The organism is Nocardioides montaniterrae, from assembly GCF_054782655.1.
Window position 1 is genome coordinate 91,960 of the sequence record NZ_BAAGSB010000010.1, and the last position, 21,617, is coordinate 113,576.

The following is a 21,617-nucleotide window of genomic DNA, read 5'->3' on the forward strand; positions in this document are numbered from 1 at the left end:
GACCCGTTGCTCACCGACCTGTCAGGCCGGGTCCTTCTTCTTCGTCTTCGTCTTCGGCGACCAGTAGACCGTGGTGGACCACGACGGACCGTCTGCGGTGGTCTCCTCGTGGATCACGACGTCCATCAGCTCCCTCGGCTTGATGCCGAGCTCCTCGATCAGATCGGCCGTCCGACGCAGCAGGTGGGGCAGGTCGTTCCGGGTGCCCTTGGGATTCGCGAGCGAGGCGTGCCTGCATGCCCAGCCGTCGGTCGTCGTCATCATCAGGTGCTCGGCCATGCCGCATCATGGCGGGCCGCCCTCCCCGAGGCGACTGTGTTCGCCGGTCATCACCGCGAGTGGCAGTCGCCTCGAGGGTTGACTAACGTCCGTCAACCACGCACTGAGCGACCAGCGCAGCACGTGTCCGGTGGCCCACAGACGGGTGATTTCCGCCGTCACGCATGCCGCAGCGGTGACGCGGTCGCGAGGGTCCGTAGGCTTGCCGCATGACTGACAAGCCTGAGATCGACTTCCCCGACTTCCCGCCGCCGGCCGACCTCGTCATCGAGGACATCACCGAGGGTGAGGGCGCCGAGGCCAAGTCCGGCAACACCGTCAGCGTCCACTACGTCGGCGTCGCGCACAGCACCGGCGAGGAGTTCGACGCGTCGTACAACCGTGGCGCCCCGCTGAAGTTCCAGCTCGGCATCGGCCAGGTCATCTCCGGATGGGACCAGGGCGTGCAGGGCATGAAGGTCGGTGGCCGTCGCAAGCTGGTCATCCCGCCGCACCTGGGCTACGGCGACCGTGGCGCCGGCGGCGTCATCAAGGGCGGCGAGACCCTGATCTTCGTGGTGGACCTGCTCGGCGTCAGCTGATCAGCCGCGAGGCGCCGGCAGGGTCCCGAAGGTCTGGTTGCAGTCAGACCCGGAGCACCCCATGAGCGCCTCCAGCCGCTGCTGCAGGGCGGCCCGCACGTCGGCGTACCGAGCGTCGTCGAAGACGTTCACGAGCGCGTGCGGGTCGGCCCGGCGGTCCTGCAGCAGACCGACGGACGGATCACTCGGGTCGATCGCGTAGAGGTAGCGCGCGGTGGTCACGCCCCGATAGGCGAACCCCGGGGTGCTGTCCTCGATCGCGTCGCCGGTCTGGATCAGCATCGTGTCCCGCGGCGGCGTCCGCGCGCCGATCAGGTCCAGGATGCTCAGCCCGTCCTGGGTGCGGCCCGGTACGCCGCCCGCCAGCTGGAGGTACGTCGCCGGCAGGTCGACCAGGCTGATCGGCACCGATTCCTCGCGGTCGACCGGGAAGTCCGGTCCCGCCGCGACCACCGGCACGTCGAGCGACTCGTCGGTGAGCCAGTTCTTGCCGTGCAGCAGGTGCTCGCCGAGGTTGAACCCGTTGTCGGAGACGAACACGATGTCGGTGTCCGCGAGCTCGCCGGTCACCTTGAGGTTCTCGATGATCGTGGCGATGCCGTCGTCGACCGAGCGCAGCGCGCAGATGCGGGCACGGGACTCGGTGACGAAGTCGCTCGGCGGGTGCGGCCCGCTCTGCATGCTGCTCGGCAGCCCGTTGACCTCGGGGGTCTCGAACGCCGGGTTCGTGAGGTAGTCGGGCTGGATGTCGTCGCAGGCGTGGGCGTAGCGAGGCGCCGGCACCGGCAGCGAGATCCCGGCGCTGGTCACCGTGTCGTGCGGGGCGAGATAGTTGCCGACGACGTAGAACGGCTTGCCCGAGCGGTGTCCCTCGTCGATCGCCCGGTTGGTGAAGCGGGTGGTCGTGTCGGCGGCGTACCCCTTGATCACCGGGCCGCCGAAGTACTGCACGCGGTCGTACTCGTAGACGTGCTTGATCGCGGCCTTCCACATGTCCCAGCCCGCCACCCGCTCGGCGCCGGTGTAGTCGTTGAGGAACTTGCCGACGAAGCCGGTCCAGTAGCCCGCCTTCTGCAGCCACACGCCGAGGTTGTTGTCGGGATCGATCAGGGCCGGGAACCCGCCGTACGGGCCGACGTTGTGGTGCACGCCGTTGTTCTGCGCGTACTCCCCGGTCACCATCTCGGCGCGCGCCGGGCAGCACAGCGGGTGGGGCGAGAGCGCGTGGGTGAACGTCGTGCCGCGGTCGACCAGCAGCCGGCGCACGTGGGGCAGGTACTGCAGCTCGTCGGCACGCATGTCGTCGACGACGATCATCACGATGTTCGGCTGCTTCGAGGGCGGTACGCCGGTGGCGACCGTGCCGGGCTCCGAGGGCGCATCGGTCGGCGTCGCGGCCAGTGCCGACGGCGCCGGTCGTACGCCGTGCCCCGACCACACCACCAGCGCGGCCGCCGTCCCGGAGGCGAGCAGGATCGTGACCACCATCGCCAGGACCCACCTCGCTCGGCGCCGCCGGGGAAGGGCGTGGGTGGGATGGCTCGTCACGCCGAGATACTAGGTGGCCTTCCGCGACGGCGTGGGCGAACCGTCAGCCCTGGTGGACGTAGCTGTCGAGCTGGTCACGTTCGAACTGCAGCTGGTCGATCTTGTGCTTGACCAGGTCGCCGATGCTGACGATGCCGACGAGGTCCTCGCCGTCCACGACGGGGATGTGGCGGAATCGCTTGTCGGTCATCACGTGCAGCACGTCGTCGAGCGCGTCGTCGGGGGAGCAGGTCGACACGACGGCGGTCATGATCGCGCCGACGGTGTTGTTGACGACCGTGCCGTCGGAGGCGAGGCGGCGTACGACGTCGCGCTCGGAGACGATGCCGTCCATCGCGCCGGAGGCGCTGACGATCACCGCACCGATGTTGTGCTCGGCCAGCACCGCGACCAGCTCACGCACGCTCGCGTCCGGGCTGATCGTCACCACGGAACCGGAGGACTTCTTGGTCAGCACGTCGCCGATGCGCATGTGACGCAGGCTACTCCTCGGCGTCGTCGCCTGTCTCGGGTCGACGTCGCGAGCGCAGGTCGGAGACCGAGCCGGGGCCATGGGCCGGCCAGTCCGGGTCGTCCTCGTCGCCCGAGACGCTGCCAACGAACGCCAGCGACGCGTCGTGCAGGTGGCCGTTGGTGGCGAGCGCGTTGCCACCCCACGGGCCGTCCTCGCCGGCCAGCGAAGTGAACCGGCCGCCGGCCTCGCGCACGATGATGTCGAGGGCGGCCATGTCGTAGACCTCGAGCTCGGGCTCGACGGCGATGTCGACGGCCCCTTCGGCGAGGAGCATGTAGGACCAGAAGTCGCCGTACGCGCGCGTGCGCCAGCAACGGCGCATCAGCGCCAGGAAGTCCTCGCCGAGGCCGGCGTCCTCCCACCCCCCGAGGGAGGCGTAGGACAGCGAGGCGTCCTCGAGGCGGCGTACGTCGGAGACCTCGCACCGCACCGGCTTGAGCAGCTTGCCGGTCCACGCGCCGCCGTCCTTGACCGCCCACCAGCGCCGCTGCAGGGCCGGCGCGGAGACGACACCGAGCACCACCTCGTCGTCGACGGCGAGCGCGATGAGGGTCGCCCACACGGGGACGCCGCGCACGAAGTTCTTGGTGCCGTCGATCGGGTCGACGATCCAGCGCCGCTGGGAGTGGCCGGCGGTGCCCTGCTCCTCACCGGTGACGGCGTCACGCGTGCGCGCCCGGGACAACGTACGCCGGATCGACTGCTCGACCGCCTGGTCGGCATCGGTGACCGGGGAGAGGTCGGGCTTGCTCATCACGTGCAGGTCGAGGGCCTTGAAGCGCGCCATCGAGATGGAGTCCGCGTCGTCCGCGAGCAGGTGCGCCAGGCGCAGGTCGTCGGTGTAGTCGGGTCCAGCCACGCCCTCAACATAGTGGTCCCCGGGCACGTCGGCTCCCAGGCCACTGGCTCGGCGGGCACGGAGCGCGTAGGTGGAGTCCGCCACGCACCAGGTGAGCGACGGACTCCACCTAAGCCGTACGCCGCCTCGCCGGGCAGCGGGGACACGGCCGGAGGTCGCCGGCCCAGCCGTGCCGGCGGAGCAGGTCCGCGATCATCCGAGCCGTCCAGCACGCCGCGCCGTAGACCATGCCGTAGGTCAACCGCGCCGTCCTCACGTCGGAGACGACCAGCTCGGCGAGGTCGCGGCGCGCGTCGGCGTCGCGGGCTCGCGCGTTGTCGTGGAAGGCGCGACCGTCGAGCTCCACCTCGACGCCGAACTCCTCGTAGCGAACGTCATGCCGACTCATCTCGCCCGTCGCTGTGCTCAACACCTGGCGCGTTCCCCGCGGCAGGCCGTGGGCGCGTTCGACGTGATGGAGGTAGCCGCGCTCGAGCACCGAGCAGGCGCCGGTGGTCAGGTCGTCGAGCATCGCTGCGATCGTCCGCCGGCCGGCGACCCGGCCTCGACCGGCGAGAGCGGCAGCGATCTTGGACGGACTCGTCTGCCGGCTCTGGCAGACCTCGGCCAGGGTCATGAATGCCCCCGCGATGTCGTCGGCAGCGACCTTGCGCGCCATGACGTCGATCGTCGCGTGCTCGAGCTGCACCCGAGGTGGTCGCGCTCGCGGGACGACGCGCGCCGGCAGCCCGGCCGTACGTCGCACCCAGACCCGGTCAGGCGGCTTCAACCGGCGGTGCAGCTCGACCGCCACGATCACCACGTCGAGTGGGTGGCCGGGCAACGCCGACTCCTCGGCGAGGGCTGCCGGCCAGCACGCGAGGACCGCCGCCCATTCGAGCTGACGACGCGACGGCCGGCCCGTGTGGTTGACGTAGACCCCGGTGTGCATGGGCGCCAGCTCGCGGCGGCGTACGAGCCGTGCGATGTCGTGGTCGGTCCCGCCGAGTCGGAGGATCTGTCGCCGGGACACCACGCCGTCCTGCACCCAGGTCAGCAGGTGGGAGAGCTCATCGGTGTCGAGCGGCATGGACCGACCCTCGGTCGGCTCCCTCCGCATGTCGAGGGGCGGTCTGGATCATCCACAGGCACGTAGGTGGAGTCCGCCACGCACCAGGTGAGTGGGGCACTCCACCTAGTAGTCGGTGACCGACCGAGCAGCGAGCAACCGCCGGAACGAGGTCACCCGCTCGACGTCGGCGCGACCCTCGGCGATCGCGTCGTCCAGGCCGCACTCGGGCTCGTCCTCGCCGTGGGTGCAGCCGCGTGGGCACTCCTCGGTCATCTCGTCGAGGTCGGGGAACGCCTCGATCAGCTGCTCGGGCTGCACGTGGGCGAGCCCGAACGACCGGATGCCGGGGGTGTCGATGATCCAGCCGCCTCCGGTGGTCGAGCCGGCCGCGGCCGGCAGCTCCATGAGGTACGCCGACGTGGAGGTGTGCCGGCCCCGCCCGGTGACCGCGTTGACGTGCCCGACCAGCCGGTCGGCCGACGGCACGAGCGCGTTGACCAGCGTCGACTTGCCGACGCCGCTGTGGCCGACCAGCACGCTGGTGTGGCCCTCGAGGATCTCGCGCACGGCCTCGAGCTCGCCGCCACGCTGCGTGACGACGTACGGCACGCCCAGGGAGCGGTACGTCGACAGCAGCGTCTCGGGGTCGGCCAGGTCCGACTTGGTCAGGCAGAGCACTGGCTTCATGCCCGAGGCGTACGCCGCCACGAGGGCCCGGTCGATGAGCCGCGGTCGCGGCTCGGGGTCGGCGAGCGCGGTGACGACGACGAGCTGGTCGGCGTTGGCGACGATGATCCGCTCGACCGGGTCGTCGTCGTCGGCCGTACGCCGCAGCGTGGTGGTGCGCGGATGCACCTCGACGATCCGCGCCAGGCTGCCGTCGTCGCCGGACACGTCGCCGACGACCCGGACCCGGTCGCCGACCACGACACCCTTGCGGCCCAGCGGCCGCGCCTTCATCGCGTAGACCGAGCGTCCGGCGACGAGCAGCGTGAACCGGCCCCGGTCGACGGTGATGACGAGGCCGTCGACGGCGTCGTCGTGGGCAGGACGGTCCTTGGTGCGTGGGCGCGTACGCCGGCGCGGTCGGTCGTAGTGCTCGACGTCGTGGTCGGTGTAGCGCGCCATCTCAGAACAGCCCGGACCAGAACGTCGCGAAGTCGGGGAACGTCTTCGAGGTCGTGGCGATGTCCTCCACCTCGACCCCGGGGATCGCGGCGCCGATGATGACGCCGGCGTGGGCCATCCGGTGGTCGGCGTACGTGCGGAACAGGCCGCCGTGCAGGGGAGCGGGGCGGATCACGAGCCCGTCGGGCAGCTCGTCGACATCGGCTCCCAGAGAGGTGAGCTCGCGCGCGAGCGCGGCCAGCCGGTCGGTCTCGTGCATCCGGATGTGCTCGACGCCGGTGAGCCGCGACGGCGTCGAGGCCACAGCGCAGAGTGCCGCGATGGCTGGCGTCAGCTCGCCGACGTCGTGCAGGTCGAGCTCCACGCCCTCCAGCACCTCGGGGCCGGTGACGGTGAGCCCCGAAGCGGTCAGCGAGACGGTGCAGCCCATGTCGGCCAGGATCTGGCGCAGCGCGTCACCGGCCTGCGTCGTGTGCCAGGGCCAGTCGGCGACGGTGACGGTGCCGCCGGAGACGGCTGCGAGCGCGAGGAACGGTGCGGCGTTGGAGAGGTCGGGCTCGATCGCCTCGTCGAGGGCCTTGATCCGCCCGGGCGCGACCGCCCAGCGGTTGGCGTCGGAGTCGTCGACCTCGACGCCGCGTGCGCGCAGCATCGCGACGGTCATGTCGATGTGGGGCTGCGACGGGATCGGCTTCCCGTCATGTCGTACGTCGATCCCGCGCTCGAACCGGGCGCCCGCCAGCAGCAACGCCGAGACGAACTGCGAGGACGCCGACGCGTCGATCACGACCGTGCCGCCGGGGACCGCGCCGTTTCCGGAGACGGTGAACGGCAGCGAGTCGCCCTCCGACACGTCCATCCCCAGGCCTCGCAGCGCCGACAGGATCTCGCCGACGGGCCGGTTGCGCATGTGCTCGTCGCCGTCGAACGCGACCGAGCCCGCGACCAAGCCGGCGACCGGTGGCACGAACCGCATCACGGTGCCCGCGAGGCCACAGTCGACCGCGGCGGCGTCGCCGGGCACGGACCCCGTCAGCGGGGTCACCGCCCAGTCGTCGCCCGAGGTGTCCACGGCAGCGCCCAGCGACGTCAGCGCGGAGGCCATCAGCAGCGTGTCGCGCGAGCGCAGGGCCCGGCGTACGACGGAAGGACCGTCGGCCAGGGCCGCGAGGATCAGCGCCCGGTTGGTGAGCGACTTGCTGCCGGGGAGTCGCACGGTCGCCTGCAGCGCGGACGGGGCGAGGGGCGCGGCGTAGTTCTCGGCAGTCATCTCGCGCAGCAGTCTACGGTTGGCGGTATGTGCGGGCGCTACGCATCCAGCCGGAGTGCAGAGGACCTGGCCGAGGAGTTCGACGTCCTGGACCCACGGATCAGCGAGCGGCTCGCGCCGTCGTGGAACGTGGCCCCCACCGACAAGGTGTACGCCGTGCTCGAGCGCCACGACGAGCGCCAGCTCCGTCTCCTGCGCTGGGGCCTGGTCCCGTCGTGGTCCAAGGATGCCAAGGGGGCCGCGCGGATGATCAACGCCCGCCTCGAGACCGCCGCCGAGAAGCCGGCGTTCCGCAAGGCCTGGGCGAGCCGCCGCTGCCTGCTGCCGGCCGACGGCTACTTCGAGTGGTACGACACCGAGCTGACCCTCAAGGGCAAGCCGGTCAAGCAGCCGTTCTTCATCCGTCCCGCCGACGGGGGAGTGCTGGCGATGGCGGGGCTCTACGAGATCTGGCGCGACCAGAGCCTGCCCGAGGACGACCCCGAGGCCTTCCGCTGGACCGCCACCGTGCTGACCACCGAGGCCACCGACGACATCGGCCGCATCCACGACCGGATGCCGCTGGTCGTCCCGCGCGAGCGCCGCTCCGCCTGGCTCTCGGCCGAGACCACCCCGGACCACCTCGAGGAGCTCGTCGTCCCGGCGCAGCAGTCCGGGCTGACGGCGTACCCCGTCGACAAGGCGGTCGGCAACGTCCGCAACAACGGCCCCGAGCTGGTCGAGCCGATCGACGCCGAGGCCCCGGAGACGCTGCTGTGAGCGAGCGGATCATCGAGACCCAGTACGGCGAGGGCCGGCTGGTCACCCAGCGCGCGAACGCCCCGATCGCCACCCTCTTGCTCAGCCACGGGGCCGGGCGCGGGATCGACTCGCCGGACCTGGTCGCGCTCGCCGACGAGCTTCCGCGCGCCGGCATCACGGTGGTCCTGTTCGAGCAGCCGTGGGTGCGGGCGGGGCGCAAGGTGGCCTCACCGCCGGCCACGCTCGACGTCGGCCTGAGGGCAGCCGCCGCCAGCCTCACCTCGTCGGCGCCGCTCGTCGTCGGTGGTCGTTCGGCCGGGGCCCGTTCGGCGCTGCGCTGCGCCCGCGAGCTCGGTGCCCAAGGGGTCCTGGCGATCTCGTTCCCGCTCCACCCGCCCGGCAAGCCGGAGCGGTCCCGGCTCCAGGAGCTGCTCGACGCCGGCACCCGCACCCTGGTCGTCCAGGGCGAGCGCGACCCGATGGGCCGACCGGAGGAGTTCCCCGACCCGCTGCCCGACACGGTCGCCATGGCCGTCGTGCCCACCGCCGACCACGGCCTGAAGGTGCCGAGGTCGTCGCCGATCTCCCAGCAGCAGGCCCTCGACCTCGTGGCGGAGAGCGCTGCCGAGTGGCTCACGCGCGAGATCGCCGGGAATGGACCGTCATGACGAGGCGTTCTGCTTCTCATGATGGCGACGTTGGAGCGGCCGGTGCGGACCGCGCCTCTAGGCTGGACCGCGATGTCCGAGCTCTCTGACCTGACCGACCTCGAAGCCTCCGCCGACGCCCCGGAGGAGATCGACGTCGCGTCCGAGTCCCCCGAGGATCGCGCCGCCCGCTTCGAGCGTGACGCGCTGCCCTTCCTCGACCAGCTCTACTCCGCCGCGATGCGGATGACCCGCAACCCGACCGACGCGGAGGACCTGGTCCAGGAGACGTTCGCCAAGGCGTTCTCCGCCTTCCACCAGTTCAAGCCGGGCACCAACCTCAAGGCCTGGCTCTACCGGATCCTGACCAACACCTTCATCAACAGCTACCGCAAGAAGCAGCGCCAGCCGCAGCAGTCGCTGACCGGCGACAGCGGTGACATCGAGGACTGGCAGCTCGCTCGCGCGGAGGCGCACACCTCGGGCGGCTTGAAGTCGGCCGAGATGGAGGCGCTGGAGCACCTTCCCGACAGCCAGGTCAAGCAGGCCCTGCAGCGCCTGCCCGAGGAGTTCCGCCTGGCCGTCTACCTCGCCGACGTCGAGGGCTTCGCCTACAAGGAGATCGCGGAGATCATGGACACCCCGATCGGGACGGTCATGTCCCGCCTGCACCGCGGTCGCCGCCAGCTGCGCGACATGCTCTCCGACTACGTCGCCACCGGTGGCGACGCTCCGATCGAGGGCAAGCGATGAGCCACGACCACTCCCACGACGAGGTCTCGAACGCCGACTGCGCCGACTTCCTCGAGCGCATCGTCCGGCTGATCGACAACGAGCTCGAGGAGGGCGACTGCAGCATCGTGCGCGCCCACATCGACGGGTGCAGCCCCTGCCTGGAGCGCTACGACCTGCAGCGGACGGTCAAGGCGCTGGTCCACCGCTCCTGCTCCGAGACCGCTCCGGTCGAGCTGCGTGAGCGGGTCCGGATCCAGATCTCGCAGATCCGCCTCGACATCTCCGAGTCCTAAGACCCCTGCCGCAACGAGCACCGTCTGCGCGATGATCGCGCCATGAAGACCGTGCTCATCACCGGCTGCTCCTCCGGCATCGGCGCGGCGACCGCCGCCCGCCTCAAGAAGTCCGGATGGGACGTGTGGGCGTCGGCCCGCAAGCCCGAGAACCTCACCGACCTCGCGGCCCAGGGCTGCCGCACGGTCGCGCTGGACGTCAACGACGAGGCGTCCATGCAGGCGGCCGTCGCCACCGTCCTCGAGGGATCCGGTCGCATCGACGCACTGGTCAACAACGCCGGCTACTCCCAGTCCGGCGCGCTGGAGTCCGTCGACGTGGCCGACGTACGCCGTCAGTTCGAGACCAACGTCTTCGGCCTGATCCGGCTCACCCAGCTGGTCCTGCCGCACCTGCGCGAGCAGGGGAGCGGACGGATCGTGAACATCGGCTCGATGGGCGGCAAGCTCACCTTCCCCGGCGGGGGCGCCTACCACGCCAGCAAGTACGCCGTGGAGGCCCTCTCCGACGCCCTGCGCTTCGAGGTCGCCGGTTTCGGGGTCCAGGTGGTGCTGGTCGAGCCCGGCCTCATCACCACCGAGTTCGACGCCAAGGTGGAGGCCGGCATGGCGGGGCTGACCGAGGGCGACGGCCCCTACGCCCGCTTCAACCGGGCGGTCCTGAAGTCCACCAAGGAGGCGTACGCCGGCCCGATGGCCAAGCTGGGCGGTCCGCCGGAGGCAGTGGCCAAGGTGATCGAGAGGGCCCTGACCAAGAAGCACCCCAAGCCCCGCTACACCGTCACGCCGTCGGCCACCGCGGCCATCGCCACCCGCCGGCTGATGAGCGACCGGGCCTGGGACCTGGCCATGAAGGCGCAGTTCCCGCAGCCGAGGTAGGGCCGAGGAGCGGTCCCGTTTTCGGCGGTGACCCACTTGCTGCGAGACTGGACCGTCATCTGTACGTAGGAGGAACCATGGGCAAGACCGGCCGCAAGCGCCGCGCTCGGAAGAAGAAGGGCGCGAACCACGGCAAGCGCCCCAACGCCTGAGCGCTCACCAGCGTCGACGAACCCCTGGCCATCCGGCCCGGGGTTCGTGCGTTTCTGGCTTCTTGTCCGATCGGCTGTGACGACCGACACCAGGTGTTAGCGTCGCGAGAGTTCCGGCTCCCCCTGTTCTCGGGCCCGACGTACCTGAGGTCCCCATGGCTGTTCCGCGCGCTGCGCGTCGCCTGCTCGTCGCCACTTCGCTCGCGATCGCGACGACCGGTTCGGCCCTCGCGGCCGCCGGGCCGGCGCACGCCGCGACCACCTGGACGGTCGCCACGACCGGCGCCAACACCGCGGCCTGTGGCCCCGCGGCCACGCCGTGCTCGACGGTGACCTACGCGCTGGCGAAGGCGGCGGCGGGAGACACCATCAACGTCGCGGCGGGCTCGTACGCCGACCGCCCGCTCATCGGCAAGGCGATCTCGATCGTCGGCCTCGACGGGGGAGCGACGTTCACGGGCAGCGCGAGCACGACGGCCGGCTGGGCGCTCGGCGTCAACGCGGCCGGTGCGGTCAACCTGACCAACCTCACCCTGACCGGTGGTCACTACCAGGCCGGCGGCGCGCTCCCGATCGTCAACGGCACCGTCACGACGACCAACGTCAACGTCACCAACAGCGCCGCGATCAACGGTGGTGGCGTGTACGTCGCCAACGGCTCGCTGACCATGAACCAGGGATCGGTCACCGGCAACACCGCGACCGCGACGGCCGCCAACCAGGGCTGGGGCGGCGGCATCCTCGGCGCGGCCGCGGCCACGCTCAAGATCGACGGCACGCTGGTCGCCGACAACAAGTCCGACGGCGCCGGCAAGGCACTCGGTCTCGGCGGCGGCCTGCTCACGCTCGGCCCGACCACGGTCACCAACGCGACCTTCCGCAACAACACCGCCGGTCCGGTCGCCAATGCCGGCTACGGCGGCGGCGTGTACGTCGCCGGACCGTCCTTCACCGCGACCGGCTCGACCTTCACCGGCAACAGCGCCTTCATCGGCGGTGGGTTCGCGACCGCCAAGCCCGCGACCCTTCAGGGCGACACGGTCAGCAGCAACACCGCTGCCCTCGGCGGCGGTGTCTACTCGACGGCCAACCTGGCCGTCACCGGCGGCGAGCTGAGCAACGACAAGGCGACGACCAACTACGGCGGCGCGCTCTACGTCAGCGGTACGCCGACCGCGCCGACCACCGCCTCGGCCGACGGCACCACCTTCAACGGCAACTCGGCGCCCACCTCCGGTGGCGCGATCTACACGACCGGCAACACGACCACCTCGCTCCTCGGTGGCGCGAGCCTCTCCAACAACACCGCGCAGAGCGGTGCGGCAGTCGCCAACGCGGGCAGCCTGACGGTCCGCAACAGCTCGATCTCCGGCAACAACGCCTCCTACCAGGGCGGCGCGCTCTACAACGGCCCGGCCGTCGCCGCCGACAACCCGACGGCGACCCTGGTCGACAGCAGCCTCGACAACAACACCGCGGCGTTCGCCGGCGGCGCGCTCTCCAATGCCGCGCCCGGCACGCTCACGGTCCGCGGCGGGCACCTCAACGGCAACTCCGCGGTCGCCGGCGGCGCGCTGGTCAACGCGAGCAGCGCGTCGGTGACGAGCGTGGTCGCCTCCCAGAACGTCGCCACCCAGCTCGGCGGTGGCGCGTTCTACAACGGCGCGACGCTCGACGTCGCCGACTCCGCGCTCAGCGGCAACACGGCCACCTGGACCTCCGGCAACACCACCGGCCTCGGCGGCGCCGTCTACAGCGGCAGCGGCACGGCCAACGCCACCACCAAGGTGAGCGTTCGACGTACGACCATCGACGGCAACCACGGGTACGCCGGCTCCGCCATCTCGGCCTGGTCGTCGGGCAGCGGCACCGTCAACCAGCTCGCGATCAGCGACTCCACGATCGCCGGCAACGTTGCCTCCTCGACCAGCGGCGCCATCCTCGCGGTGGGTTCGAAGGTCTCCGTCGCCCGCTCGACGCTCTCGGAGAACACCGCCGCCACGAACGGGTTCAGCGTCCTGGCGATGTCCAACGCCACCGTCGGCGTCGCCGGCTCGATCATCGCGGGCAACGGCGGCTCCGCCTGCAACCTCGCGGTCACCAACGGTGGCAGCAACCTGGTCGGCTCCGGTGCGACCACGTGTGCCCTCGGCAGCGCCCAGGACCCGCAGCTGGGTGCCCTTGGCGCCAACGGCGGCATCGGTGCGACGTACCTCCCCGGCCCGGCGAGCCCGGCACTCGACCGGATCACGGCCGGCGCGACCGCGACCACCAACGACGCCGTCAGTGACACCCCGATCGCGCTCTGCGACGCCACCGACGAGCGCGGCACCGCGCGCCCGCAGGGCGCGAAGTGCGACATCGGCGCGGTCGAGGCCAAGCAGCACGCCCCGACGGTCGACGGTCCGGCTCACCTCGACGTGACGGTGGGCAGCGCGACCGACGCCTCGACCTACACCGCGACCGGCAGCCCGCTGCCGACGCTCACCGCGACCGGCCTCCCGGCCGGCCTGCGCCTGGTCGACAACGGCGACGGCACCGCCGCCCTGAGCGGCGCGCCGACCGGCCCGGGTGCCGAGGTCCACGCGACCATCACGGCGACGAACGAGGCCGGCGCGACCGACTACCCGGTCACCGTCGTGGTGCACCAGGCACCGACCCTCAGTGGCCCGTCGTCCGACACGTTCACGGTTGGTCACGCGGGCGGCGCGGACGTCTTCACCCAGACCGGGGGCTTCCCGATCGCCACGCAGACGGTCGACGGGACGCTGCCCGGAGGTGTCACCTTCACCGACGGCGGTTCCGGCACCAGCACCATCGCTGGTACCCCCGCGACCGGCACCGGCGGCGTGTACCCGCTGACCGTCCGGGGCAGCAACGGCACCGGGCCCGACGCGGCCTGGCCGTTCCGCCTGACCGTCGACGAGGCGCCCTCCGTGACCGGTCCGGGCAGTGCGACGTACACCGTCGGCACCGCGGCCTCGACCGACCTCACCGTCGGCGGCTATCCGGCCCCGACGCTGAGCGCGACCGGCCTCCCGGCAGGCGTGGACCTGCACGGCTCGGGCATCTCCGGCAAGCCGGCGGCGGGCTCCGGCGGCGAGTACGACGCCACCGTGACCGCCACGAACGGCATCGGCGCGGACGCGACGCACGCCGTCCACGTGACCGTCGACGAGGCCCCGTCGCTGGCCGGGCCGCAGGCGGTCCGGATGGTCGCCGGCCAGAGCACCTCGTTCGCGTACGCCGCGGTGGGCTACCCGGTCCCGACCATCACCCGCACCGGCGCACTGCCGGCCGGCGTGACCCTCGTCGACAACGGCAACGGCACTGCCACGTTGAGCGGCAAGCCGACCAACGACGCGGTCGGCAGCTACACGCTCACCCTGCACGCCACCAACGGCATCGGCAGCGATGCGTCGTACGCCGTGACGGTCGATGTGGTGCCGCCGGTCTCGATCGCGACGACCAGCTTGCCGAACGGGCAGGTCGGTCAGGCGTACGACGCCCAGGTGAGCGCGGCAGGTGGCCTCGCGCCGTACGTCTTCAGCGTCAGCGCGGGCTCGCTGCCCGACGGTCTCTCGCTGGGTGCCGACGGACACGTGACCGGCAAGCCGACGGCCGACTCCGGCACCTACACCTTCACCGTCAAGGTCGCCGACGGCACCGGCCAGACGGCGACCAAGCAGCTCTCGATCATGCTCACCAAGGGCACGACGGCGCTCTACGGACCGCCGGTGATCCTGAGCAACGGGCTGAACCTCGGCACGCTCTCCGCGACGCTCACCGGCGGCATCCCGCCCCAGGCGATCGCCGGCCAGACCGTGACGTTCAAGGCCGGCTCGACCGTGCTGTGCTCGGGCGTCACGAACACCCAGGGCGTCGCGTCCTGCAACCCGGGCGTGATCAGCACGGTGCTCCAGCCGATCCTCAACCAGAACCTGGTCGCGGTCTTCGCCGGCAGCGCGAAGTGGATGCCGGCGACGGCCCAGATGGGCCTCATCGGCTAGTGCGTCAGGCCAGCAGGTCGGGGTGGAGCTCGCGCAGGAAGTTGACCAGCGTCAGCACCAGGTCGCCCCGGATCGCGGGCGGGCGCGGGCCGAGCACCAGCACGAGGTAGAGGGAGCGCAGGAAGGCATCGGCGTTCGCGCCACCGTGGTCGGGGGCGGTGGCGCCCGCGCAGTGCCCGAGCGCGCGCTGGCCGAGCTTCTCGGCCCAGTCCTCGACCTCGTCGATGCTCAGCCGGTCGCGTCGCAGGACCTGTACGGCAGCGTGGGCCAGCCGGTCCGCCTCGAACCCGGTCCAGGGTGCCGGGACGTTCGCCATCACCCGCTCGCCGATCACGTCGAGGATCGCGGACAGCTCCGCAGGGCCGACCCGCGGTGACCGGGCCAGCTCGGACAGCGCGTCGGCGCCGCGCGCGATCGCCTGGACCCACCCGCGATCGCCGGCGTGGGCACGCAGGTCCTTCTCGGCCAGCAGCCAGGTCGCGATCCGGTCGCCCCAGTCGAGGATCCTGGCGGGCGGCACCAGCGGGTGCTCGGTGTCGCGTGCGATGCAGCGGCCGAGCACCATCGCGGAGGCGACGCGGCGGTGGACGCCGTCGTACGCCGGTGCCTTGCGGGGGATGGTCAGTCCGGCGGCGATGCCGTCGCCCAGGCCGGGGAGCAGGTCGTCGTACACGCCGCGCGAGATCCAGGTGGTGAGGACCGCGATCGCGACGTCGCGGCGAGCGGGCTCGGGGTGGCCGAGCAGCTCGGTCAGCTCCGCGGTGAGATCGGCGAGTGGTACGCCGTGCGGAACCCGGTAGTCGCTGGTCGGAACGAGCCGCCAGTCCACCGCTGTCATCATCCAGCCCTCCCGAGCCGCTGATTCCCCAGAACGGATCCCCAGAACAGCCATTCTGCCAACCGATCCCGCATCGGCACATTCGGCGTCGATAGTGTGCGGGCCATGCCCACGCTCGCCTCGATCGCGCGCCGCCACACGGCGATGGAGGATGCTGACATCGCGTGGCTGCAGCTCCTGCTGGCCGACTGGCAGATCATCGCCGACCTGTCCTTCGCCGACCTCGTGATGTGGCTGCCCGATGCGTCCGGAGCCGGCTTCTGGGCGGGCGCCCAGGTCCGGCCGACCACCGGCCCGACGGCGTACGTCGAGGACATCGTCGGCAGCGCGCTGCCTGCGGGCCGCCGTCCGCTCGTGGATGCGGCGTACGAGCTCGGCCGGATCATGCGCGAGGGCGATCCCGAGTGGCGCGACGACGTGCCGGTTCGGGTCGAGGCCGTTCCCGTACGCCGGGACGGCCGCGTCATCGCCGTCGTCCACCGCGCCACCAACCTGCTCGGCATCCGTACGCCGAGCCGCCTCGAGCTCAGCTACCTGCAGTCGGCGGGCGACCTGAACAAGATGATCGCGGCCGGTCGCTTCCCCGCGCCGGGCCAGCGCAGCGACCACGCCGACTCGCCCCGCGTCGGCGACGGCTTCCTCCGCGTCGACGCCGCTGGCCGCGTCGTCTACGCCAGCCCCAACGCGCTGTCGGTCTACCGCAAGCTCGGCCTGACCGACGACCTCACCGGCCACCTGCTCGCCGACCTGACCCGCGACCTCGTCCCGGCCCGGTTCCGCCCCGACGAGGAGACCCTCAGCGCCGTCCTCGGTGCCCGGGCGTCCCGCGACATCGAGTTCGGCACCTCCTCGCGCGCGGCCAGCGGCGAGGGTGCGGTGCTGATCGTTCGCTCGATCCCGTTGCGCACCGACGACGAGCACCTCGGCGGCCTGATCCTGCTGCGCGATGTCACCGACCTGCGCCGGCGCGACCGCGAGCTGGTCTCCAAGGACGCCACCATCCGCGAGATCCACCATCGCGTGAAGAACAACCTGCAGACCGTCGCCGCGCTGCTGCGCCTCCAGGCCCGTCGGATCGGCCCGGGGGAGGCCGCGACGGCGCTCGAGGAGGCGGTGCGCCGCGTCGGCTCGATCGCGATCGTGCACGAGACGCTCAGCCAGGCGGTCGAGGAGACGGTCGACTTCGACGAGATCGCCGACCGGCTCGCGCGGCTGGTCACCGACGTCGGCGGGGTCGCGCAGGTGCGGGTCCGCCGCGAGGGACGCTTCGGCGTCCTCGACTCCGATCGCGCGACACCGATCGCGATGGTCGTCATGGAGCTCATGCAGAACGCGGCCGAGCACGGCTACGCGGCAGGGGACGAGGGCGTCGTACGTCTGGCCGCGGAGCGGGACCAGGAACGCCTCACGATCCGGGTCACCGACGACGGTCGTGGACTGCCGGCCGACTTCGACCTCGACACGACCAGCAGCCTGGGGCTCTCGATCGTGCGCACGCTGGTGGAGTCAGAGCTGCGCGGCAGCCTGCGGGTGGGTCCTGCCGAGGGCGGCGGGACGCTCGCGGAAGTGGTCCTCCCGCTCGACTGAGGTCTGTGGGCGCCTCAGACGAAGCGCGGCAGCACGGCGCCGCCGGCGCCGGTTGCCGAGCGCACCCGATGAGGCGACGTAGGGAGCGCAGCGACCGGAGGAGCCGAAGCGGGTAAGTGAGGCCAGGCGCCGATCAGCGGCGACGGGCTCGCGCCTCAGACAACCGTGCGGACGCGGGCGCGGGCGTTGCGGCGCTTGAGTGCGCGACGCTCGTCCTCGCTCAGACCTCCCCAGACACCGTGGTCCTGTCCCGCCTCGAGCGCCCACGCGAGGCACTGCTCGCGCACGTCGCAGCGTCGGCAGACCTGCTTGGCCTCTTCGATCTGAAGAATGGCCGGGCCGGTGTTGCCGATCGGGAAGAACAGCTCCGGATCCTCATCGAGGCACGCAGAGCGGTGTCGCCAATCCATGGGTAGGGAAGTCCTCTTTCTCAGCTTTCGCCCGTCGATCCTCGGGCACACGTGAAGCGGCAAAAGTGAACGGCTTCACGATCGCACGCCTAGGTTTCCAAGGAAACGGGTGTGAATCAAGGGTTCTCACTGGTCGGTTGCATCACAAGTGGATTTTCCGGCCGTTAGGGTGACGCCGTGTCTGACCCCGTTGTGCCCCCCTCAGCCCCGCTTCCTCTGCTCGGGGCCGCTGCCATCGCGGCCCTTGAAGGCGTCGCGATGATCATCGGTGCTGTCATCACTGTAGCGACCGTGGAGAAGGGGCATGGCGAGATCGCCGCAGGCATCGCTGTCGCCTTCACGGCGTACGGCGTCCTGATGATCGCCGGGGGCGTCGGCCTGGTCCGGCTGCGCACGTGGGCCCGCGGGCCGGTGCTGTTCAGCCAGCTGGTGGTCCTGCTGACCGCGTGGGGGTCACGGCACGTGCCGCTGGCGGCGGTCGCGCTGGCCATCGCCGGCGTCGCCGCCATCGCCTGCCTGGTGCACCCGGCAAGCATCGCCGCGATCGAGGGCAGCCGGGATCAGGACTCCGCGTCCAACGACTGACGCAGCTGCGCCAGCGTGCGGGTCAGCAGTCGGGAGACGTGCATCTGGGAGACACCGATCTCCTCGGCGATCTGCGACTGCGTCATGTTCTTGAAGAACCGCAGCAGCAGGATCTTCTTCTCGCGCGGCGGCAGGCCCTCCAGCAGCGGCCGGACCGACGCCCGGATCTCGACCTGGTCGAGCCCCTCGTCGTCGATCCCGATGGCGTCGAGCATGCTCGGGCGGCCGTCGTCGGAGTCGTCGCCGGCATCCAGGCTCAGCGTCGTGTAGGCGTTGCCGGACTCCAGCGCCTCGATGATCTCCTCGAGCGTGCAGCCGATCGCCTCGGCGAGCTCGCGCGGGGTGGGGGAGCGGCCCAGGCTCTGGGTCAGCGGCCCGACGAAGCCGTTGATCTGCATCCGCAGCTCCTGCAGACGCCGCGGGACCCGGATCGCCCAGCCCTTGTCGCGGAAGTGGCGCTTGATCTCGCCGAGGATCGTCGGGGTGGCGTACGTCGAGAACTCCACCCCACGTTCCAGGTCGAACCGGTCGACGGCCTTGATCAGCCCGATCGTGCCGACCTGGACGAGGTCCTCCATCGCCTCGCCACGGTTGCGGAAGCGGCGGGCGCAGTGCTCGACCAGCGGCAGGTGCAGCCGGACCAGGTCGTGGCGCAGCGCCTCGCAGGCGCTCGCCGGGCACTCCGGTGACCGCAGCTCCGCGAACAGCGCGGCGCTGCGGCGCTTGGTCTCCTCGACCGCACTCACGTGCGCGCCATCCCCCCGAGAGATCGTCACCATGGTCTGGTCAGATCTCCGGGTCGTGGTCGGTCGTCGACACCAGACGGACGGCGTAGGTCCCCGGGACGGCGTCGACGGACGCCTCGGCGGTCAGCGTCTTGAGCACCTGCCAGCCGAAGCTGTCCTCGTCGTGGGCGGCCGGGGCGGCCGAGCCCGCCGAGAGGACGAGGGTCAGGCGGTCGGAGCGAAGGTCGAAGTTCGCGACCAGCTCGGTGCCGACGTCGGCCTGCGTGAGCACCATCGCGACCGCCTCGCTGACCGCGATGCGCAGGTCCTCGATGTCGTCGATGGTGAAGTCCAGGCGCGCGGCCAGACCGGCCGTGAGCGTGCGCAGCACCGAGACGTAGGCGCCGTCGGCCGGCAGCCGAAGCTCGACGTGGGCACCATCGGTGCCGTGGGATCCGCCGATTGTCACGCTGCTCGTCTCCGCCATCGTTCCTCCGAGATCGGGGTCGTTGCCCCTGAGACTACGACAACGGCCGCACCCCGTGGAGGGGTGCGGCCGTCGTGTTTGCTGACTGAGAAGGTCAGGCCTTCTTGGTCTCGGCGAAGATGTTCGCGATCTCGTCGATCTTCGCGAGCAGCTGGTCGGCGACCTCGAGGTCGAGGGTGCCCTTGGTGCCACCGGCACCCGCGAGCTTGGTGGCCTCGTTGATGAGGGTGTGCAGCTGCGGGAACTTCTCGAAGTGCGGCGGCTTGAAGTAGTCGGTCCACAGCACCCACAGGTGCTCCTTGACCAGGTTGGAGCGCTGCTCCTTGATCAGGATGGCGCGCGTGCGGAAGTCGGGGTCGTCGCTGTCGAGCGCCTTGGCGATGACGGCGCGAACCGACTCCGCCTCGATCCGGGCCTGGGCGGGGTCGTAGACGCCGCAGGGCAGGTCGCAGTGCGCGGAGACCTCGACGGTCGGGGCGAAGAGACGCTGGAACATGCGGATCCTCTCGTGAGTCGTGGAGGCACACGCATGTGTGCCTGCTTCACTGCGACACTACTCGGCATGGGCAGGCGTGCGGAGGCGGGTGTGCCGGCGTACGGCATGGCCGTGGTCCGCGGTGACTCGATGCTCCCCACCCTGCGCCCCGGGGACCGCCTCCTGGTGCGGTACGGCGCCCGCCCGCGGGACGGACGGGTCGTGCTCGTGAGGTACGCCGACGGCGTGCTCGCCGTGAAGCGTGCGATCGAGCGCCGGGAGCACGGGTGGTGGGTCCGCGGGGACGCGAGCGACGAGGTCGCGCCGGGGGCCGTCGACTCCCGCTACTGGGGCGAGATCCCTGATCAGGACGTGCTCGCCGTGGCCCTGCTGCGTCTCTGGCCGCAGCCCGTGAGGCTGTGACCCGTCTCTCGCTGAGATCGACCGGACCGTCACCGATGGTGTGGGAGGATCGCTAGTCGTGTCCGATGCTTCCGCCCCCTCGCACCCACGTGCCGGTGATCCGGTCTTCGACCTCCACGTCGGCGGGAAGCTCGCGACCGTAGCCACGGCCAAGGTCGACACCAAGGAAGCCCTCTCGCTGGCCTACACGCCCGGCGTGGCCGACGTCTGCACCGCCATCGCCGAGGACCCGTCGCTGACCCAGCACTACACCTGGGTGCCGAACACCGTCGCGATCGTCACCGACGGCACCGCCGTCCTCGGCCTGGGCGACATCGGCCCGGCCGCAGCGATGCCCGTGATGGAGGGCAAGGCCGTCCTGTTCAAGGAGTTCGGCGGTGTCGACGGCATCCCGATCTGCCTCGACACCACCGACACCGAGGAGATCATCGAGACCGTCGTGCGCATGGCGCCGTCGTTCGGTGGCATCAACCTCGAGGACATCTCGGCGCCGCGCTGCTTCGAGATCGAGGACCGGCTCAAGGAGCGCCTCGACATCCCCGTCTTCCACGACGACCAGCACGGCACGGCCGTCGTCACGCTGGCGGCCCTGACCAACGCGCTGCGCCTGACCGGACGTACGCCGGAGAGCACCCGCGTGGTCATCTCCGGTGCCGGTGCGGCCGGCGTCGCGATCGCCAAGATCCTCCTGGCCGCCGGCATCAAGGACATGGTCGTCACCGACCGCAAGGGCGTCGTCAGCTCGCAGCGCACCGACCTGACCCAGGTCAAGCGCGACCTCGCCGCGATCACCGCCGACGTGAACGGCCGTTCCGGCACGCTCGCCGACGCGTTCGCCGGCGCCGACGTCTACATCGGCGTCTCCGGTGGCACGATCCCGGAGGACGTGGTCGCGACCATGGCCGACGACGCGATCATCTTCGCGATGGCCAACCCGACGCCGGAGGTCCACCCCGACGTCGCCCACCGCCACGCACGCATCGTCGCGACCGGGCGCTCGGACTTCCCGAACCAGATCAACAACGTGCTCGCGTTCCCGGGGATCTTCCGGGGTGCCTTCGACGCGCAGGCCACCTCGATCACCGAGAACATGAAGGTCGCGGCGGCCACCGCCCTCGCCGAGCTGGTCGGCGACGACCTGCGCGAGGACATGGTCATCCCGACCCCGTTCGACCCCCGCGTCGGTCCCGCCGTCGCCACCGCCGTCGCCGACGCCGCGCGTCGCGACGGGGTCGCCCGCGCCTGATCGGGGCGCCTGCGCTGCAGGTTTCCCAAGGTATGCAGCCGAACCTGCACTTCCCAAGCGCTCAAGGTCCAGCGGTCTAAGCAACGGGTGGTCAGGCTGCCTGGGTCAGCAGTTGGTTCAGCCGTTGGGCTGGGGTTTGCAGATCCAGGGTAGG

24 protein-coding genes are annotated in these 21,617 nt (G+C 71.2%); 12 read left to right on the plus strand and 12 right to left on the minus strand.

Translation table 11 applies throughout. The annotated features are described in order from the left end of the window. Positions 1-21: 21 nt before the first annotated feature. Complete coding sequence (locus tag ACYVJ3_RS13840; protein WP_460853614.1) at positions 22-279, minus strand: hypothetical protein; 258 nt, start codon at positions 277-279, stop codon at positions 22-24. Positions 280-488: 209 nt separating this feature from the next. On the opposite strand from ACYVJ3_RS13840, the gene ACYVJ3_RS13845 reads away from it, so the two are divergent. Beyond that, positions 489-860, plus strand: a complete 372-nt coding sequence (locus ACYVJ3_RS13845; RefSeq protein WP_460853615.1) for an FKBP-type peptidyl-prolyl cis-trans isomerase — start codon at positions 489-491, stop codon at positions 858-860. On the opposite strand, the gene ACYVJ3_RS13850 is transcribed toward ACYVJ3_RS13845, so the two are convergent. The 6 genes from ACYVJ3_RS13850 to aroA form a co-directional block, all read right to left on the minus strand. Further along, entirely contained in the window at positions 861-2,408 is a 1,548-nt protein-coding gene (locus tag ACYVJ3_RS13850) for a sulfatase-like hydrolase/transferase (protein WP_460853616.1), read from the minus strand. 43 nt (positions 2,409-2,451) lie between these two features. After that, entirely contained in the window at positions 2,452-2,880 is a 429-nt protein-coding gene (locus tag ACYVJ3_RS13855) for a CBS domain-containing protein (protein WP_460853617.1), read from the minus strand. 10 nt (positions 2,881-2,890) lie between these two features. Then, a complete protein-coding gene (locus ACYVJ3_RS13860; RefSeq protein WP_460853640.1) occupies positions 2,891-3,820 on the minus strand; it encodes an inositol monophosphatase family protein in 930 nt (309 codons plus the stop codon). A 70-nt stretch (positions 3,821-3,890) separates the two neighbouring features. After that, positions 3,891-4,850 (minus strand): hypothetical protein, encoded by a 960-nt coding sequence (locus ACYVJ3_RS13865; RefSeq protein ID WP_460853618.1) that lies wholly within the window; start codon positions 4,848-4,850, stop codon positions 3,891-3,893. Positions 4,851-4,955: 105 nt separating this feature from the next. Continuing rightward, entirely contained in the window at positions 4,956-5,960 is a 1,005-nt protein-coding gene (rsgA, locus tag ACYVJ3_RS13870) for a ribosome small subunit-dependent GTPase A (RefSeq protein ID WP_460853619.1), read from the minus strand. 1 nt (position 5,961) lies between these two features. Beyond that, positions 5,962-7,230 (minus strand): 3-phosphoshikimate 1-carboxyvinyltransferase, encoded by a 1,269-nt coding sequence (gene aroA, locus ACYVJ3_RS13875; protein ID WP_460853620.1) that lies wholly within the window; start codon positions 7,228-7,230, stop codon positions 5,962-5,964. 27 nt (positions 7,231-7,257) lie between these two features. On the opposite strand from aroA, the gene ACYVJ3_RS13880 reads away from it, so the two are divergent. The 7 genes from ACYVJ3_RS13880 (at position 7,258) to ACYVJ3_RS13910 (ending at position 14,687) form a co-directional block, all read left to right on the plus strand. Continuing rightward, the gene (locus tag ACYVJ3_RS13880; protein ID WP_460853621.1) at positions 7,258-7,989 is read left to right on the plus strand and encodes an SOS response-associated peptidase; all 732 of its coding nucleotides are present in this window, start codon (positions 7,258-7,260) and stop codon (positions 7,987-7,989) included. Further along, complete coding sequence (locus ACYVJ3_RS13885; RefSeq protein ID WP_460853622.1) at positions 7,986-8,639, plus strand: alpha/beta hydrolase family protein; 654 nt, start codon at positions 7,986-7,988, stop codon at positions 8,637-8,639. The genes ACYVJ3_RS13880 and ACYVJ3_RS13885 overlap by 4 nt, the downstream gene beginning before the upstream one ends. 72 nt (positions 8,640-8,711) lie before the next feature. Next, entirely contained in the window at positions 8,712-9,371 is a 660-nt protein-coding gene (locus tag ACYVJ3_RS13890; protein ID WP_460853624.1) for a sigma-70 family RNA polymerase sigma factor, read from the plus strand. After that, on the plus strand, positions 9,368-9,646 hold the full coding sequence (gene rsrA / locus ACYVJ3_RS13895) for a mycothiol system anti-sigma-R factor (RefSeq protein WP_460853625.1): 279 nt from the start codon (positions 9,368-9,370) through the stop codon (positions 9,644-9,646). Before ACYVJ3_RS13890 ends, rsrA begins: the two co-directional genes overlap by 4 nt. A 42-nt stretch (positions 9,647-9,688) precedes the next feature. Then, entirely contained in the window at positions 9,689-10,525 is an 837-nt protein-coding gene (locus ACYVJ3_RS13900; RefSeq protein ID WP_460853626.1) for an oxidoreductase, read from the plus strand. Between the two features lie 77 nt (positions 10,526-10,602). Next, positions 10,603-10,677, plus strand: a complete 75-nt coding sequence (locus ACYVJ3_RS13905) for a 50S ribosomal protein bL37 (protein ID WP_369759046.1) — start codon at positions 10,603-10,605, stop codon at positions 10,675-10,677. Positions 10,678-10,832: 155 nt separating this feature from the next. Next, a complete protein-coding gene (locus ACYVJ3_RS13910; RefSeq protein ID WP_460853627.1) occupies positions 10,833-14,687 on the plus strand; it encodes a beta strand repeat-containing protein in 3,855 nt (1,284 codons plus the stop codon). A 4-nt stretch (positions 14,688-14,691) separates the two neighbouring features. Here ACYVJ3_RS13910 and ACYVJ3_RS13915 read toward each other — a convergent pair whose 3' ends face one another. Further along, positions 14,692-15,516: a DUF2785 domain-containing protein gene (locus ACYVJ3_RS13915; protein ID WP_460853628.1), complete on the minus strand. Its 825-nt coding sequence runs from the start codon at positions 15,514-15,516 to the stop codon at positions 14,692-14,694. 114 nt (positions 15,517-15,630) lie between these two features. Here ACYVJ3_RS13915 and ACYVJ3_RS13920 point away from each other — a divergent pair, with 114 nt between their 5' ends. Continuing rightward, positions 15,631-17,112, plus strand: coding sequence for a sensor histidine kinase (locus ACYVJ3_RS13920; RefSeq protein ID WP_460853629.1), 1,482 nt, complete (start codon positions 15,631-15,633; stop codon positions 17,110-17,112). A gap of 155 nt (positions 17,113-17,267) precedes the next feature. Here ACYVJ3_RS13920 and ACYVJ3_RS13925 read toward each other — a convergent pair whose 3' ends face one another. Then, positions 17,268-17,522, minus strand: a complete 255-nt coding sequence (locus ACYVJ3_RS13925) for a WhiB family transcriptional regulator (protein WP_460853631.1) — start codon at positions 17,520-17,522, stop codon at positions 17,268-17,270. 177 nt (positions 17,523-17,699) lie between these two features. On the opposite strand from ACYVJ3_RS13925, the gene ACYVJ3_RS13930 reads away from it, so the two are divergent. Continuing rightward, positions 17,700-18,107, plus strand: a complete 408-nt coding sequence (locus ACYVJ3_RS13930) for a hypothetical protein (RefSeq protein ID WP_460853632.1) — start codon at positions 17,700-17,702, stop codon at positions 18,105-18,107. Here the strand turns inward: ACYVJ3_RS13930 and ACYVJ3_RS13935 are convergent. The 3 genes from ACYVJ3_RS13935 to sodN all read right to left on the minus strand — a co-directional run bounded on the left by ACYVJ3_RS13935 (position 18,083) and on the right by sodN (position 19,815). Beyond that, complete coding sequence (locus ACYVJ3_RS13935) at positions 18,083-18,853, minus strand: RNA polymerase sigma factor SigF (protein WP_460853633.1); 771 nt, start codon at positions 18,851-18,853, stop codon at positions 18,083-18,085. The genes ACYVJ3_RS13930 and ACYVJ3_RS13935 overlap by 25 nt on opposite strands. 40 nt (positions 18,854-18,893) lie before the next feature. After that, complete coding sequence (locus tag ACYVJ3_RS13940; RefSeq protein ID WP_460853634.1) at positions 18,894-19,301, minus strand: ATP-binding protein; 408 nt, start codon at positions 19,299-19,301, stop codon at positions 18,894-18,896. A 112-nt stretch (positions 19,302-19,413) separates the two neighbouring features. Continuing rightward, on the minus strand, positions 19,414-19,815 hold the full coding sequence (gene sodN, locus ACYVJ3_RS13945) for a superoxide dismutase, Ni (RefSeq protein WP_460853635.1): 402 nt from the start codon (positions 19,813-19,815) through the stop codon (positions 19,414-19,416). A gap of 66 nt (positions 19,816-19,881) precedes the next feature. On the opposite strand from sodN, the gene ACYVJ3_RS13950 reads away from it, so the two are divergent. Continuing rightward, positions 19,882-20,217 carry a S24/S26 family peptidase gene (locus tag ACYVJ3_RS13950; protein ID WP_460853636.1) on the plus strand — a complete coding sequence of 112 codons (336 nt, stop codon included), beginning with the start codon at positions 19,882-19,884 and terminating at the stop codon, positions 20,215-20,217. Positions 20,218-20,275: 58 nt separating this feature from the next. After that, complete coding sequence (locus ACYVJ3_RS13955; protein ID WP_460853637.1) at positions 20,276-21,463, plus strand: NAD(P)-dependent malic enzyme; 1,188 nt, start codon at positions 20,276-20,278, stop codon at positions 21,461-21,463. Positions 21,464-21,617: the final 154 nt, after the last annotated feature.